Raw genomic sequence first — 15,830 nt, 5'->3', positions numbered from 1 at the left:
AAAATAGCTGCATAAGGTTTTATTTTGCGGAGTTATTGTTTTTTCTTCTAATGAATGCCGTGAAACTCATTATAAACGATTTGTTTTTTTAATCCATTTTTTTTGGCAACTTCTTTAATCGCATCATTCGGTTTGATTCCTGTGGTTAATAAGGCTTCGATTTGTTCCATTAAAGTTCCTTCGTCTTCTTCAGGAGCAGATTCTGCACTTCCTTCGACCATTAAGCAACATTCACCTTTCACGCTTGTTTCAGCTAAATACTCCGCTAATTCTTGCAAGGTTCCTCGTAAATATTCTTCATGAATCTTGGTTAATTCTCGGCAAATAACTGCTTGACGATTCGGACCAAAAACCTCAACCATATTACGAATCGTCGCACCTAAACGATAGGGTGACTCATAAAAAATCATCGTTGCTGATTGGTACATTAGTTCAGTTAACTCTTGTATCTGCTCTTTTTTCTTACGTGCTAAGAAACCATAAAAATAATTTGGCTGTGGCACTAACCCAGAAGCAATTAAGGCTGTTAGACCAGCTGTTGCGCCAGGCAGCGACACCACTGGAATGTCTTCTTCAATACACGCAACGACCAATTCATGACCCGGATCACTAATGGAAGGCATCCCTGCATCACTAACTTGGGCAATATTTTTTCCGTCTTTTAGCAACGTGATTAATTGTGGAATTCGTTCTTTGTAATTGTGTTCGTGTAAACTTTTTTGAGGAACAGTAATCTCAAAATGATTCAATAACTTCTGCGTATTACGTGTATCCTCGCTGGCAATTAACTGGACTTCTCGCAATGTTTTCACACTACGAAAAGTCATGTCTTCCAAATTACCAATCGGTGTCGGCACGAGATACAGTGTCCCCTTTTGCTCTTTAAAACTGCGTTGTTTTTTCAATTATGTCACTCCTCAACAAAAAGACTGGACAATAATTTGCCAGTCTTTATCTCTAACTTCCGCTTTCACGATAAATGACTTCTAAACAAAAAGCACAAGGTTCGTCATACTCTCGTCTTGAACCATACGAATCATAGCATACGTGGAAGCCTTCTTCGTAAATTTTTTCTAAATTCATGCGCGATTGCGATAATTCTTGTTTCACTTTTTCAGAAGGTTGATCCACTTGATTTAGTTCACGAATATGTTCACGCAGACGTTGATTTTCCAATTCTAACGTGGCATTTTTTTCGACTACTTCTTGTAGCGAATTTTTCATTTCAGCCAAATTATCCAATAAACGTTTTAAATCATTTTCAAAGTCATTCAGACCGTCATATAAAGAACGCTTATCCATTGACATCAGTTTCACCTGCTTTGGCAGTTTCTTGTAATTCTTCATAGTCATACTCAACAGGCGTTTCTTTACCAAACAAACGAACTTTGATGACACGACTTAGCATGTTTAAACCAATCACACGACCTTTACCATCAGGCGTTTGAACTTCTGTACCAAAATCTGGTAATTCTCGTTTTGCTTCTTCATAAGCATCGTTCTCATAATTCAAACAACACATTAATCGACCACATAAGCCAGAAATTTTTGTTGGATTTAGTGATAAACCTTGATCTTTTGCCATTTTAATTGAAACGGGGACGAAATCACCTAAGAAGGTTGAGCAGCATAATTGACGCCCACAAGGACCAATCCCACCTAAAATTTTGGCTTCATCACGCACACCAATTTGTCGTAATTCAATACGGGTACGGAAAATACTCGCTAAATCTTTAACCAATTCACGGAAATCAATCCGTCCATCAGCAGTAAACTGGAAAATCATTTTACTGCGGTCAAATGTATATTCGACATCAACTAATTTCATTTCTAATTGATGTTCACGAATTTTTTTCTTACCAATTTGCAATGCTTCTTTGGCATCTTGTTTATTTTGTTCATCTTGTTGTAACTCTGCTTCGGTTGCTTTATGAAGCACCGGTTTTAAGTCATCTGGTAAATCTTCTTCTGCCATTTCTTTATTCGGAATAGCGACCGTTGCTATATATTTTGCTTGTTGAGACTCCACCAAGACCTTATCATCATATAAAAATTCAGTTTCACCCGGAGAAAAATAATAGATTCGCCCGGCTTGACGATAACGAATGCCCACTACTTTTACCATGTGTCTCCTCCTTTCTGATGGATGTCATTTTATTGTATGATTCGTAACACAAGCTGCTCTGCTACGCCTTGAAATGAGACATTGGCATCTAATTTTTGTTGCGCTTGCAAGATTAGCTCTAAATTCCGATTAATCCCATCTACTTGTATCTTTTGTACTAAAAATTGATTGCGCTCTCGTTGAAAATAAAACAACAATATCGCTAAAATTAATCGTTGTTGCGATTTTTCCTTCGCAATAGTTAGCAGTCTTTTTTGTACAAAAATAAAACTTTGTGGATCATTCTTCTTTAAGTATTCAAACCATTTTAAAACAATATCCTTAGCACCATTAAACCATTCATCATGAGAGATTTCAACTGCTTTGTCATAACTATTTGTTAGACTCGTCAGAAGTTCAGCAGTTTGAGGTGTTATTCCGTCTTTTTGCAATCTTTCTTGTAACTTTTCTTTTGGCAGTGGTGAAAAATGAATCACTTGGCAGCGTGATTGAATCGTCGGTAAAATTCGTCCTAAGGCATTGGTTTCCAAAATAGCTAAAAAACTCCCTGTAGGCTCTTCTAAAAATTTTAATAAACTATTGGCTGCACTGATATTCATTTTTTCTGCTTGCTGAATGATAAAGACTTGCTGTCTAGTTTCAAATCCGCTTTTAGAAAATTCTGCTTGTAATTGACGAATTTGATCCACTTTAATGGTTTGGCCATCGGGTGCTACTGTTCGAACATTGGGATGTTCCCCCATCTCGATTCGCAAACAATTAATGCATTGATTGCAAGGCTTTTCTTCCGCTTCACAAAAAAGACGCTTCGCTAACCAGATACTCATTTCATGTTTACCTGTACCACTATCGCCTTCAAAAAGATAAGCATGAGCCAAACGCTCATGCTCAACATTTTTTTTCATTTGAGAGTAGACTAGGGGTTGGTATTCAGCTAAAAATGTACCTTCCTCCATAAGAATCCTCCTTAATATTGATGAAACCCTTCAACTGGTAAAACGAATACGGTTGAACCACCAACTTCAACTTCAACAGGATAAGGTACTTGTCCGTCTAATGACACATCTAAAGTCATTGGTGTAGATACGTATTGTTTTCTTGATTGACATGTTTTCTTGATTAGTTCCAATGCTTCATCCACTCGTTCATCTTCAATTCCGATAATAAACGTGCTGTTTCCTGCTTTTAAAAAGCCACCTGTTGATGATAATTTTGTTGCTCGAATGTTTGCATCAACAAATTCATTTGCCAATCGGTTACTGTCCTTGTCTTGTACAATCGCCATAACTAATTTCATAATAAATTCTCTCCTTTATACATTAAAAGTACTGGGGATAAGCTTCTACAATTGCAGAATAACTCGCCTCTACCACCTCTTGCAAACTCATCCGGGCATCTACACGATGAATGCGTACTGGATTTTCTTCTGCTAATTTCAGATAAGCGTGGCGTACCCTTTGATGAAATTCTAACCCTTCTGAGTCCAATCGGTCAACTTGATGAGATCGATGTTGTTGAATTCTTCGTAAACCTGTGTCTGAGTCAACGTCTAAATATAGCGTAAAATCAGGCGTAGTTCCTTCGGTAGCAAACTCATTGATTTCAGCAATTTCGTTCACACCGATACGTCGTCCTGCACCTTGGTAGGCAAGTGAACTATCCACAAAACGATCACAAATCACAATTTTCCCTGCATTTAAAGCTGGCAAAATAACTTCAACTAAATGTTGACGACGAGCTGCTGCATACAGCAAAGCCTCGGTCCGCTCATCCATTTCAGCATGTTTGGGATCTAAAATAATTTGGCGAATTTTTTCAGAAATTGCCACACCACCAGGTTCTCTTGTTTTGACAATTCCTTTTTTAGCCATTAATTGTAATCGTGGATACAATTCATTAATGACACTGGTTTTTCCTGCACCATCAGGACCTTCAATTGTTATGAAAATTCCATTCACTATGGGTTCCTCCATCATTTATATATTTTTACAGTTCTCTTCGACCTTCAACAGCTTTTAATAAGGTCACTTCATCTGCATATTCGATATCGCTTCCGACAGATAACCCATGTGCAAGGCGTGTTACTTTAATTCCTGCTGGTTTGATAAGACGCGATAGATACATCGCAGTTGCCTCACCTTCTGTAGTGGCATTGGTTGCCAAAATGACTTCAGTCACTTCTGCATCGTGCAGGCGTTGGATCAAACTAGGGATGTTAATATCTTCTGGACCTGTGCCCTCCATTGGTGATAATACACCGTGAAGCACATGATATAATCCGTGATATTCACGCATTTTTTCTAAAGCCATCACATCTTTTGGTTCTTCAACCACTAAAATCGTTGTTCGATCACGTGTCGTATTCGAACAAATCTCACAAGGATCATCTTCGGTAATGTTGCCACAAACACTACAAAAAGTTAAGTCACGTTTGACACTCAATAACGATTTTGCAAATTCATTGACCACTTCATCTTTCATATCAATGGTATGAAACGCAAGACGAGTGGCTGTTTTTTGACCAATTCCTGGTAAATTCATGTAACTTGCAATCAATCTTGCAATAGGTTCTGGATATTGCACAAGTCAAGACTCCTTTCAGGACTTCTTAGAATCCTGGAAGTCCTTTTGTATATTTACCCATCGTCGCTTCTGTTTCTTTTTCTACTTTACCTAATACATCATTAACCGCCATTAAAACTAAATCTTGCAACATTTCTGGATCTTCTGCATCAATGACATCTGGTGCAATAACGATATCTTTCATTTTACGGTCGCCTGTAGCTGTTACTTTCACGTAACCATTTGTTGATTCTCCGATAAATTCTTTTTCATTCAATGCATCTTGTGCTTTTTTCATATCCTTTTGCATTTTTTGTACTTGTTTCATCATGCCTTGCATGTTTCCCATTCCTCGCATCATAAATCAATCTCTCCATTCTTAATTTTCTTCAATTTGGATTAATTCCCCAAAAAGTTCTTGTGCTTTTGTTACCACACGATCATCATCTTCAGGAATCAAAGTTATCTCTTCATCTTCTTCAAATACTTCAGTTGGTTCTACTTCATGATTTCCTGATAAAAACTCTTTTCGTAGCTCAGGCCAACTATCTGCCGTAATAAAAATTGGATCTGGACCATAATTTTGAATCATACGGCTAAGATTATTTTGCACTGCAGCCGAAAATTCTGAGTCATTGGCCGCTCGTTGACAAATAATCTCATAATCAAAGGCAATGACCAACCCTTTTGAACTGGCTGCTTTTGGTTCACTTGCACGAAGCATGGCTTTTTGGGTAGCTGATAAACTAGCTAACAAATCGTCCCAAACCATCTTAACATTGACTAAATCTTGTTTTGTTGCTTCTTGCAAGACACTAAAGACTCGTTCTTTTGGTACGCGATAACTACTTGTTTGTGCTTTACGTTTTGGCGTTGGTCGTACTTCTTGTGGCGTGGCAGCCACACCGTTTTGTTTCAATTGCTGTAATTCCTGCCGTAATGCCTGCACTTCTTTTTTCAACTGTTGCACATCATCGCTTGCTATCGGTTCTGCGGTAGTAGTTGGTGTTGCTTGGGCTGGGCTACTCGCTAATTTCACCGTTGCAACTTCTAAATAAATCGTCGGATTGGTTGTGAAACGGACATCATTTTGCGTCGCGTTTAAGATATCAATCCATTGGTATAGCTGAGCGACGGATGTTTCTTTTGCTAACGTTTGAAAGGCATCTGTGACATGCCCTGCCTTTTCCAATAAGAGTTGCGGGGCTTGTTGATAGATTAATAAATCACGACAATAAACCAATAAATTTTCGAGTAAGCGACGGGCTTCTTTCCCTGATGCTAACATTTCTTCAAGCATTGTCAATGCACCAGATACATTGTGCGTTTGGCAGTTACCAATAAATTGATCCATCATTTCAAACGTAAGACTACCGGTCACTTCCATAGCATTTTGCAGCGTTATTGTCCCGTCACTAAAGGAAATCGCTTGATCCAAAATACTTAAGGCATCACGCATGCCTCCTTCAGCGGCACGAGCAATTACTTGCAATGCTTGCTCTTCATAACCAATCTGATTTTCATTCAAAATATGCGCCAAATGCGCCATAATATCTTCGGTTCGAATTCGCTTAAAGTCAAATCGTTGGGTACGCGAAATAATTGTCGCTGGAATTTTATGAGGTTCCGTTGTTGCTAAAATAAAAATCACATTTTTTCGCGGTTCTTCTAATGTTTTTAATAAGGCATTAAAAGCACCCGTTGAAAGCATATGAACTTCGTCAACAATATAAACTTTATAAGTTGCTTGGGTCGGTGCATAATTTGCCCGATCACGAATAAAGCGAATTTCTTCTACCCCATTGTTACTGGCAGCATCAATCTCAATGACATCTTCTTGTGTGCCTGCTGTAATCGAACGACACATCTCGCATTCATTACATGGTTCGCCATCTTGACTGTGCGGGCAGTTAACCGCTTTGGCAAGAATTTTTGCAGCACTTGTTTTCCCTGTTCCTCGTGGTCCGGTAAATAGATAGGCATGAGAAATTTGCTTTTGGATAATTGCATTCTTCAATGTTTGGGTAATTGCTTGTTGCCCGACAACGTCATCAAAGCGTTGTGAACGCCAAACACGATAAAGTGCCTGATACGCCATTCTTTGCCACCTCTTTTCAAAATTCACTATCTATTATTATACGAAATTTTTGCAAAAAAAACTACCACAGTGAAAAAACTCTCAGGAACTTTTTCTCCGTCTTTCGTCGGATGTTAGAATCGGTTGTGTTTATGGTATACTTAATTTAACGTTTAAACTAATTGAATGAAACAACTTAAAGGAGGAAATAAGGATGGGATTAATTAAAGCAGCAACAAGTACGGTTGGCGGTGGTTTGGCTGATCAATGGCTAGAAATTATTGAACCTGACAATATGAGTGACTCCACTGTCATGACCAAGGGTGTTAAGGTCAGAAAAGACAGTAAACGTGGTTCTAATCGTAAAGGAACGGATGATGTTCTAACAGATGGTTCTGTCGTCCACGTTTATCCAAATATGATGATGTTATTAGTTGACGGTGGAAAAATCATCGACTATACCGCAGAAGAAGGTTATTATACGGTTCAAAATAATTCTGCTCCTTCTATGTTTAACGGTTCGTTAAAGGCTGCAATTGCTGAAACGTTCGATCGTTTTAAATTTGGTGGCGTAACTCCTCAAAAACAACAAGTCTTTTATATCAATTTGCAAGAAATTAAAGGCATTCGTTTTGGCACTTCATCACCATTAAATTATTTTGATAATTTTTACAATGCTGAATTATTTTTACGCACACATGGCACATACTCTATTCGAGTGACAGACCCAATTTTATTTTATACAAATGCTATCCCTAAAAATAAAACCCAGGTTGAAATTGATGACATTAATGAACAATACCTTGCAGAGTTCTTAACTGCTCTACAAGCAACGATTAATCAAATGTCTGCAGATGGCGAGCGTATTTCTTACGTTCCATCAAAAAGTATGGAATTAAGTAAATATATGGGCGATGTTTTGGATGAAAGTTGGCGTGAGCTTCGTGGGATGGAAGTCGTTTCAGTGGCAGTTTCTAGCATTTCTTACACAGATGACTCTGTCAAACTAATTAACATGCGTAACCAAGGAGCAATGCTAGGTGATCCAAACATTCGTGAAGGTTATGTGCAAGGTTCCATTGCCAAAGGAATGGAAGCTGCTGGTAGCAATCCTGGTGGTGCTGCGCAAAGTTTCATGGGCATGGGTATGGGCATGAATGCAGCTGGTAACTTTATGGGCCAAGCTTCGCAAGCAAATCAACAACAAATGCAACAGCAAGCACAAGCCGCTCAACAGGCCACTAATTCCAATACATGGACTTGCCCTGATTGTGGCACTGAAAATACAGGTAAATTCTGTAGCAATTGTGGCGCAGCTAAACCTAGCACTGCAACAATAAAAATGAAATGTGCAGCTTGTGATGAAGTGGTTGATCTTTCAAACGGAGTCCCAAAATTCTGTCCTGAATGTGGCAAACCGTTCCAAGGTGTCCCAATCGACTAATGTTTGTGCCACTTGTACCTTTATACAAGTGGCATTTCCTGTATTGAGAGTAAATGATGAAAAAAGGAGCTGTTGGTATGGAAGTCATTACACATAAATGTCCAAACTGTGATGGTGCGCTAACCTTTGATCCGAGTGACCAAAAATTTCACTGTCCCTATTGTATGAGCATCTTTACAGAAGAAGAAGTGACTACGTTTGAAGCCAGTCAAAAAGCGGCACGTATGCAAGACACCCCTGAAGAAATAATTGAAGAAGCACCAGATATTAGCGAAGAGCAAGCGGTTGATGAAGAAAACCCAATGGATTTATTCACGTGTCCAAGTTGCGGAGCTGAAATTGTTACTGATGCAACGACGGCTGCTACTTATTGTTATTTCTGTCATAATCCAGTCGTTCTTTCTGGTCGATTAAGTGGCAAATTTTTGCCAAATAAAGTGTTGCCTTTTGCTATCGAAAAAGAAAAAGCCACCGCGGATTTCTTAGCTTGGGCACAAAAGAAATGGTTCGTCCCGAGAGATTTCTTCAACAAAGCACAAGTAGAAAAACTAACAGGCGTTTATTTTCCTTACTGGGCAGTTGATGCCCAAGCGGATGGTGAAATTTCTGGAACCGGGACATCCATTCGGGTCTGGCGAGTTGGCGACCTCGAATATACCGAAACCAAAGTCTTTGATGTCCAACGCAAAGGAAAGCTACGTTTTAATGATTTAGTCAAAAATGCCTTATCTAAAAATACGCAGCAAAAAATGGTCGAGAGTGTCCAACCATTTCCTATTGAAAAAGCTGTTACATTTAAAAATCAATACCTTTCTGGCTTTCAAGCGGAGAAAAGAGACATTGAATACGCAACAATTCAAGACGATATCCAAAAAGAACTGGCTGATTATGGCGAAAGTTTACTCAGCAACTCTGTCGGTGGTTATACTAGTTTCAAACGGAATCACCGCAATTTCCAACTAACCGATGAAGACAACCAATACATGTTGTTACCGGTCTGGTTAGTTACTTATCGCAGTAACGATCAATCAAAGAAAACCTTCTACTATGCCATGAATGGGCAAACAGGAAAAGTCAGTGGGATTCTCCCTATCAGCTATAAACGACTTGGTTTTACAGCTGGTGGTATTTTCACAGTCTTAGCCATTCTCTTTATGATTGTGGGGTATTTAATATGAAAAAAATCCTTACCAGTCTATTCGTTCTGCTAGGTTTCTTTTTACTAGCAACACCAGTCCATGCACAAGGTCCCACTGTCACCGATGAAGCTGGACTATTTACTGAAGCCGATATTCAAGAGTTCAATCAACTCGCTTCAGAACTAAACAGCAAAATTAAAGGCGAAGTATTTATTGTCACCAGTGATACAAATAACCGAGAACCTCGTGATTATGCTGATGATTTGCTGAGAGAACGCGTTGGCAATGACAATAACGGTTCCTTATTGCTATTAGATATGAACCAAAGAGAAATTTATATTACAACATCTGGTAACATGATTGATTATTTAAACGACAAACGCATCGAATCATTGCTAGATGATGTCTATGATGGCATGTCGACAAATAACTTTAGCCAAGCTGCCAAAAATTATTTGATTGGTGCCAGTCGTTTTGTTGACGATGGCGTACCCAAAGACCACTATCGGATTGATGAAGAAACTGGAAAAATTACCTATTATAAGGTTTTGACACCTTTTGAAATGACACTTGCGCTGATTGGCGCGGCGGTGATTAGCCTGATTTTCTTCTTTATCATTAAATCAAAATATCAATTGAAGATGGGCACGTATCGTTACCCTTATCAAGAAAAATCTTCTCTCCAACTAAGTACAAAACAAGATCGCTTAATCAACTCTTTCGTTACAACACGTCGGATTCCGAAACCTAGCAGTAGCAGTGGTGGCGGTCGCGGCGGTGGTGGCGGAAGTACCACGCATTCTAGTGGCGGTGGAACTTTTGGCGGCGGCGGTCGTAGTTTCTAAGCAAAAAGAATCTATTTCTTTAGGAATAGATTCTTTTTTTGTTTAAATTTTCAGAATAATGACAATATTAAAATTTAATGATATACTAGCAAGAAATAATATACGCATGTATGAAGATAATCTACATGTCTACTTTTAATGAAAGATCAGGAGTGATTGGATGACAATTGATTGGAATAATTTAGGTTTTGAGTATATAAAAACGCCCTACCGTTTTCTTGCTAAATGGACAGATGGCGCTTGGAACAAAGGTGAACTAACAGAGGACAATACGTTACATATTAGCGAATCCTCCCCTGCTTTGCATTATGGTCAACAATGTTTCGAAGGACTAAAAGCATACGGACGTAAAGACGGTGGTATTAATTTATTTCGCGTAGATGAAAATAGTAAACGGATGAACCGTAGCGCGCAACGCTTACGTATGCCTCAAGTGCCACAAGAGATGTTTATACAAGCAGTTAAAGACGTTGTCAAAGCAAATCGTGAATTTGTGCCGCCGTATGGTACAGGTGCAACCTTGTATGTCCGCCCCTTATTGATTGGTGTCGGTGATACAATCGGTGTACACCCTGCGGATGAATTTATTTTTACCGTCTTTTGTATGCCGGTTGGTCCGTACTTTAAAGGAGGACTGACACCGACAAACTTTATTGTCTCAGACTACGACCGAGCAGCACCAAACGGAACAGGAGCGGCGAAAGTTGGCGGAAATTATGCTGCAAGCTTATTACCGGGTGAAGAAGCACATGAAAAGAACTTTTCTGACTGTATCTATTTAGACCCAGAAACACACACGAAAATTGAAGAAGTCGGATCTGCAAACTTCTTTGGCATTACCAAAGACAACGAGTTTATTACGCCGAAATCTCCTTCTATTTTGCCAAGTATTACAAAATATTCTCTGCTTCATTTAGCAGAACATACACTTGGCTTGAAAGCTATTGAAGGCGATGTTTATTTAAACGACTTGGACAAATTTGTCGAAGCCGGCGCTTGTGGGACAGCTGCTGTCATTTCACCAATTGGCGGCATTCAAACCCATGATGACTTCCATGTTTTCTATAGCGAAACCGAAGTTGGTCCTGTGACAAAAGCTTTATACGAAGAGTTAGTTGGTATTCAATATGGTGATCGACCAGCACCAGAAGGTTGGATTTTCGACGTCAAATAATTCCTAAAAGTTCGAGAATTTCTCTCGAACTTTTTTTAGTGTGTTTATTCTACAAAATACTTAAAAAAATGTATACTGTTTAAAAGAAAGCACCTAACCTATAAAGAAACAAGCAAGGAGAATTCATATGAAGAAAAGTCAAGGCGATGTTTTTCAACGTAGAGAAAAAATCTTAGCATTACTTAAACATAATGAAAAAACTGTGCAATCGTTAGCTGAATACTTCCACGTTTCTCCAGTGACGATCCGTCGAGATTTACTTTTTTTAGAAAAAAAAGGACTGATTGAACGTTATTATGGTGGTGTCCGTCTAAACCAACTGACTACACCTACTCATAAAACGGCAAGTTCAAGTGTTTTTCCGATTGATTTATTCATTACTGCTCTTATTCCTTACCTATTACCGGATATGACGATTTTTATTGGTGCAAGTCCCTCATCATTTCGCTTAATTCAAGCACTAGCAGGATTAGATATCACGATTGTTACGAATGACTATCTTGCTGGTACAATCGAAAATTCACGCGCAACTATCGCATTAACTGGCGGGCAAAGAGAAATTGGAACCAACGCACTGGTCGGCAATTTAGCCATCCATTCTTGTATCAAATTTGATGCACAATTATGTCTCTTAGAAGCCTCTGGAGTTAACTTGCATGAAGTAACAACGGAAACATTGAATGAATCGTATGTTTATCGCACAATGATGGAACATACAAATGGACCGAAACTTGTCTATTTTCCAGCAAATCGTCTGGAAACGACAGGGAACTTTATGATTAACCGAACCTTCTTATTTGATGTGTTTTATACTGATACTATTTCTCGAGAACTCATTACCTATTATCAAAAACATGGTGTCCAATTACACACACTTTCTGATAAACGTTCATAAAATTTCTTTCATGAACAGTTCATGTTGAGCTGTTGCAAGACCAATGTTGTTTCTTTATACTACGGTTTAGAAAGTGCTTTCAAAAAAATATTAAAGGAGTCAATTTACTATGACGCATACATTTCCAAAAAACTTTTTATGGGGTGCTTCCATCAGTGCTCACCAAACAGAAGGAGCTTATCAAGCAGATGGTAAAGGGTTAAGCGTTCAAGATACACGTCCTCGTGACAATCATGACATTACTGATTTTACAGTCGCTGTTGATCACTACCATCGTTACAAAGAAGATATTCGTTTATTGTCTGAGTTAGGACTGAATATTTTCCGATTTTCAATCGCTTGGACACGTATTTTTCCTAATGGTCGTGGCGAAATCAATCAAGCTGGAATTGATCACTACAATGACATTATCAATGAGTGCTTAAAATACAATATCCAACCATATATCACACTTAATCATTTTGATTTGCCTCAAGCGTTAGAAGACGAAGGCGGTTGGAGTGTCCGTAGTACAGTCGATGCGTTTAAAGAGTATGCACAACTATTGTTTGAAACGTATGGTGATCGTGTCAAAAACTGGCTGACAATTAACGAACCAAATATCATGTTGCTAGTGGATCAAAAAATACTTGGTAAATCTATCCCTGTTCAAGAAAAGTACCAACAATTTCATCATTTGATGATGGCTGAAAAATATGCCTTCAAATTATGTCATGAATTGGTTTCAGAAGGAAAAATTGGTCCTGTTCCGAACATTTCACTAGTCTACCCTGCATCAAGCAAACCTTTAGATAATCAAGCTGCCCTTTATTTCAATAGCGTACGTAACTGGGCTTACTTGGACTTTTCATGCTTTGGTCGTTACAATGCTGTTTTCAAAGATTATTTAAATCAAAAAAACGTTACGATTGAATTTGCAGAAGATGATGAAAAAATGATGAAATCACACTTCCCTGACTTTGTCGCAATGAATTTCTACACAACTGTCACAGTGGAAAAACCAACAAAAAAAGACGGGATGTCCGATGGCATTAGTGACCAACAAAGTGAAGACATTATGGAATGGGGCTTTTATAAAGGCTATACAAACCCTAATTTACAAAAGAATGAATTTAATTGGACGATTGACCCCGATGGTTTAAAAACAACGCTTCAAACATTGTATGATCGTTACCATTTACCAATCATTATCACTGAAAATGGTTTAGGTGCCAGAGATGAATTAACTGCTGATGGCAAAATTCATGACGCTTATCGTATCAATTATTTAGAGCAACATTTGACAAAATGTGCCGAAGCTATTGAAGCCGGCGTCGAATTAATTGGTTACAGCCCTTGGTCGGCCATTGACTTAGTGAGTGTCCATGAAGGAATCAGTAAACGTTATGGTTTTATTTATGTGGATCGTGATGAACAAAATGAAAAAGAACTCGCGCGTTACAAAAAAGATAGCTTCTATTGGTATCAACAATTAATTGAAACAAATGAGATGCCCTCTTAAGAAAGGATGAGTAATCATGAATGCTGTTTTTCAATTTCTAGAAACTAAATTAATGCCGCCACTAAATAAAGTTGCCAACTTACGTTTTATCCGTGCAATTATGCAAGCTGGGGTCATTACGGTTCCCTTTACTATCGTGGGATCGATTTTTCTGATTATTAATAATCTCCCACAAATTATCCCACCTTTAGCGCCTTTTTTTGAAGCAACTATTTTGAAATTTTCACCGTTATACAGCGTAGTTACAACTATGTCCATTGGGTCGATTGCCCTCTTTTATTGTTTAGCTACTGCCTATTACTTAACGGATAGTTACCGACAAGACGATGCGAAATTAAGTAGTTTTGTTGGCGCTATTTTAGGATTATTTGCCTTTTTAATGACGATTGTGCAAGTGGATATTTCCAATGGTTCCGCACAATTAATCCAACAAACAAGTGAAACAGGTATGATTTATAATGGTATTTCACTTGGTGGTTGGGTTACTCGTTTTGGTGGTATTGGTATTTTTATCGGGATTATTACAGCTGTCATCGCGACTCAAATTTATCGTTTTTGTAGTTTAAAAAATATTACAATTACGATGCCTAATGGCGTTCCTGATGGCGTTAGTAAAGCTTTTGCGTCTTTAATTCCAGCTATTTTCATCGCTGTCTTTATGGTGATTGTAAATGCGATTTTGGCAATCTTCCATACAGACTTACACGGTATTTTGTCTAAACCATTTGAATTTGTAAAAGACTTAACTGGTTCTTGGTTGGGTATTGTTGTGATTATGCTCTTAATTCATCTCCTATGGGCTGTTGGTGTTCACGGCACATCAATTATTAAAAACAGCTTTATTAACCCAATTTTGTTAGTTGCCTTAACCGAAAATATCGATGGTGCATCAAACATTTTTGCTGGTGACTTTGTTAATATGTATATTTTCATTGGTGGTGCTGGTAGTACGCTAGGTTTAGTACTCTTAATGGTCTTTGTTGCGAAATCGGAGCAGTTAAAAGTACTCGGACGCGCAGCAATCTTACCTGGACTATTCAATATTAATGAACCCGTTATTTTCGGGGCGCCAATTGTTTATAATCCATATTTGATTATTCCATTTATTATTACACCAATTATTAACGTGACAATTTCGTATTTTGCCACATCTATGGATTTGGTGAATAAAGTTATTACTGGAATTCCATGGATTTCGCCGGTTGGAATTGGCGCATTCCTAGGTACTGGTGGCGATTTTAGAGCCATCATCATTGCCTTCATCAATCTATTCGTCTCCATCGCTATCTATTATCCATTTTTCAAAATGTATGATGGGAAGTTGTATGCTGAACAAACAGGCAATAATTAATAAAAGTCGAACGATACCAAATAGTATCGTTCGACTTTTTTATTGTTGATAAACAGAAATACGTTCTTGTTGATGCGTTGGTTGGACAATTTCATCGACCACGGCAATCGCATAATCGGCATAACTAATTTGACTCTCACCAGCTTCATTGACCGTAAATTCTTCGCCCGCTAATGCATAGCTACCCACACGTTCGCCTTCTGCTTGAAAATCTGCCGCTGGACTAATATAAACCCATTGAACATCATCTCGAGTACGCAACATGTCTAACGCTTTTCCCATGCTATTTGCTAAAGGTTTAAATGCTTCTGGAAAATCTGGTGTATCTTGTAATTGCATCGTGTGTTCGGGATTCATGTATAAGCTTCCTGCACCACCCACGACCAATAAGCGTGTCTTTGTCCCACTTAAGCAATCCGCTAAGTGCTTTAAAGAAGTTTGATGTTGATCTAATTTTTCTGGATCAAATATCCCAAAAGCGTCAACAACGACATCAAATACAGTTAAATCTGCTGCTGTTAAATCATATAAATCTTTGACTAACGTATTTGGTGCCACTGTCTTATTTTCATTACGCACCACCGCTGTCACATCCAACTTTCTCTCTACGGCTTCTTTCACAATCGCTTGACCTGCTTTGCCGTTTGCAGCCACTACCGCAATTTTCATACTATCATCCTCCAATTTGTTGAATAAATATCTTACTACAGTTATAAT

The 15,830-nt window shown here is 38.4% G+C and carries 17 protein-coding genes; 7 read left to right on the top strand and 10 right to left on the bottom strand.

The genetic code is table 11. From position 1 onward, the window contains the following. Window positions 1-47 precede the first annotated feature (47 nt). From rsmI to dnaX, 9 genes are read right to left on the bottom strand one after another with little or no spacing between them, the layout of a single operon-like run. Entirely contained in the window at window positions 48-905 is an 858-nt protein-coding gene (gene rsmI / locus BAU17_RS12470; RefSeq protein WP_161903152.1) for a 16S rRNA (cytidine(1402)-2'-O)-methyltransferase, read from the bottom strand. A gap of 52 nt (window positions 906-957) precedes the next feature. Then, window positions 958-1,302, bottom strand: a complete 345-nt coding sequence (locus BAU17_RS12465; RefSeq protein ID WP_202622328.1) for a DNA replication initiation control protein YabA — start codon at window positions 1,300-1,302, stop codon at window positions 958-960. After that, on the bottom strand, window positions 1,295-2,125 hold the full coding sequence (locus BAU17_RS12460; protein WP_161903150.1) for a PSP1 domain-containing protein: 831 nt from the start codon (window positions 2,123-2,125) through the stop codon (window positions 1,295-1,297). Before BAU17_RS12460 ends, BAU17_RS12465 begins: the two co-directional genes overlap by 8 nt. 29 nt (window positions 2,126-2,154) lie before the next feature. Further along, on the bottom strand, window positions 2,155-3,081 hold the full coding sequence (gene holB / locus BAU17_RS12455) for a DNA polymerase III subunit delta' (RefSeq protein WP_161903149.1): 927 nt from the start codon (window positions 3,079-3,081) through the stop codon (window positions 2,155-2,157). 11 nt (window positions 3,082-3,092) lie between these two features. Next, entirely contained in the window at window positions 3,093-3,422 is a 330-nt protein-coding gene (locus tag BAU17_RS12450) for a cyclic-di-AMP receptor (RefSeq protein WP_161903148.1), read from the bottom strand. 22 nt (window positions 3,423-3,444) lie between these two features. Then, window positions 3,445-4,083 (bottom strand): dTMP kinase, encoded by a 639-nt coding sequence (gene tmk, locus BAU17_RS12445; protein ID WP_161903147.1) that lies wholly within the window; start codon window positions 4,081-4,083, stop codon window positions 3,445-3,447. 28 nt (window positions 4,084-4,111) lie between these two features. Beyond that, window positions 4,112-4,708 carry a recombination mediator RecR gene (recR, locus tag BAU17_RS12440; RefSeq protein WP_161903146.1) on the bottom strand — a complete coding sequence of 199 codons (597 nt, stop codon included), beginning with the start codon at window positions 4,706-4,708 and terminating at the stop codon, window positions 4,112-4,114. A 25-nt stretch (window positions 4,709-4,733) separates the two neighbouring features. Beyond that, the gene (locus tag BAU17_RS12435; RefSeq protein WP_161903145.1) at window positions 4,734-5,048 is read right to left on the bottom strand and encodes a YbaB/EbfC family nucleoid-associated protein; all 315 of its coding nucleotides are present in this window, start codon (window positions 5,046-5,048) and stop codon (window positions 4,734-4,736) included. An 18-nt stretch (window positions 5,049-5,066) separates the two neighbouring features. Continuing rightward, window positions 5,067-6,785: a DNA polymerase III subunit gamma/tau gene (gene dnaX, locus BAU17_RS12430; protein WP_161903144.1), complete on the bottom strand. Its 1,719-nt coding sequence runs from the start codon at window positions 6,783-6,785 to the stop codon at window positions 5,067-5,069. Between the two features lie 193 nt (window positions 6,786-6,978). On the opposite strand from dnaX, the gene BAU17_RS12425 reads away from it, so the two are divergent. The 7 genes from BAU17_RS12425 (at window position 6,979) to BAU17_RS12395 (ending at window position 15,113) form a co-directional block, all read left to right on the top strand. After that, entirely contained in the window at window positions 6,979-8,208 is a 1,230-nt protein-coding gene (locus tag BAU17_RS12425; RefSeq protein ID WP_161903143.1) for an SPFH domain-containing protein, read from the top strand. A 77-nt stretch (window positions 8,209-8,285) separates the two neighbouring features. Continuing rightward, a complete protein-coding gene (locus tag BAU17_RS12420; RefSeq protein WP_161903142.1) occupies window positions 8,286-9,386 on the top strand; it encodes a TFIIB-type zinc ribbon-containing protein in 1,101 nt (366 codons plus the stop codon). Next, the gene (locus tag BAU17_RS12415; RefSeq protein ID WP_161903141.1) at window positions 9,383-10,192 is read left to right on the top strand and encodes a TPM domain-containing protein; all 810 of its coding nucleotides are present in this window, start codon (window positions 9,383-9,385) and stop codon (window positions 10,190-10,192) included. Before BAU17_RS12420 ends, BAU17_RS12415 begins: the two co-directional genes overlap by 4 nt. A 160-nt stretch (window positions 10,193-10,352) precedes the next feature. After that, the gene (locus BAU17_RS12410; RefSeq protein ID WP_161903140.1) at window positions 10,353-11,366 is read left to right on the top strand and encodes a branched-chain amino acid aminotransferase; all 1,014 of its coding nucleotides are present in this window, start codon (window positions 10,353-10,355) and stop codon (window positions 11,364-11,366) included. 127 nt (window positions 11,367-11,493) lie between these two features. After that, window positions 11,494-12,261: a DeoR/GlpR family DNA-binding transcription regulator gene (locus BAU17_RS12405; RefSeq protein WP_161903139.1), complete on the top strand. Its 768-nt coding sequence runs from the start codon at window positions 11,494-11,496 to the stop codon at window positions 12,259-12,261. A gap of 109 nt (window positions 12,262-12,370) precedes the next feature. Beyond that, the gene (locus BAU17_RS12400) at window positions 12,371-13,762 is read left to right on the top strand and encodes a glycoside hydrolase family 1 protein (RefSeq protein WP_161903138.1); all 1,392 of its coding nucleotides are present in this window, start codon (window positions 12,371-12,373) and stop codon (window positions 13,760-13,762) included. Between the two features lie 16 nt (window positions 13,763-13,778). Then, window positions 13,779-15,113, top strand: a complete 1,335-nt coding sequence (locus BAU17_RS12395) for a PTS transporter subunit EIIC (protein ID WP_161903137.1) — start codon at window positions 13,779-13,781, stop codon at window positions 15,111-15,113. Between the two features lie 39 nt (window positions 15,114-15,152). On the opposite strand, the gene BAU17_RS12390 is transcribed toward BAU17_RS12395, so the two are convergent. Continuing rightward, on the bottom strand, window positions 15,153-15,782 hold the full coding sequence (locus BAU17_RS12390; protein ID WP_161903136.1) for an NAD(P)-dependent oxidoreductase: 630 nt from the start codon (window positions 15,780-15,782) through the stop codon (window positions 15,153-15,155). Window positions 15,783-15,830: the final 48 nt, after the last annotated feature.

The sequence above is a fragment of the Candidatus Enterococcus willemsii genome (genome assembly GCF_009933335.1).
Taxonomy (GTDB): domain Bacteria; phylum Bacillota; class Bacilli; order Lactobacillales; family Enterococcaceae; genus Enterococcus_F; species Enterococcus_F willemsii.
This window is presented reverse-complemented; position numbering and strand designations above follow the sequence as displayed.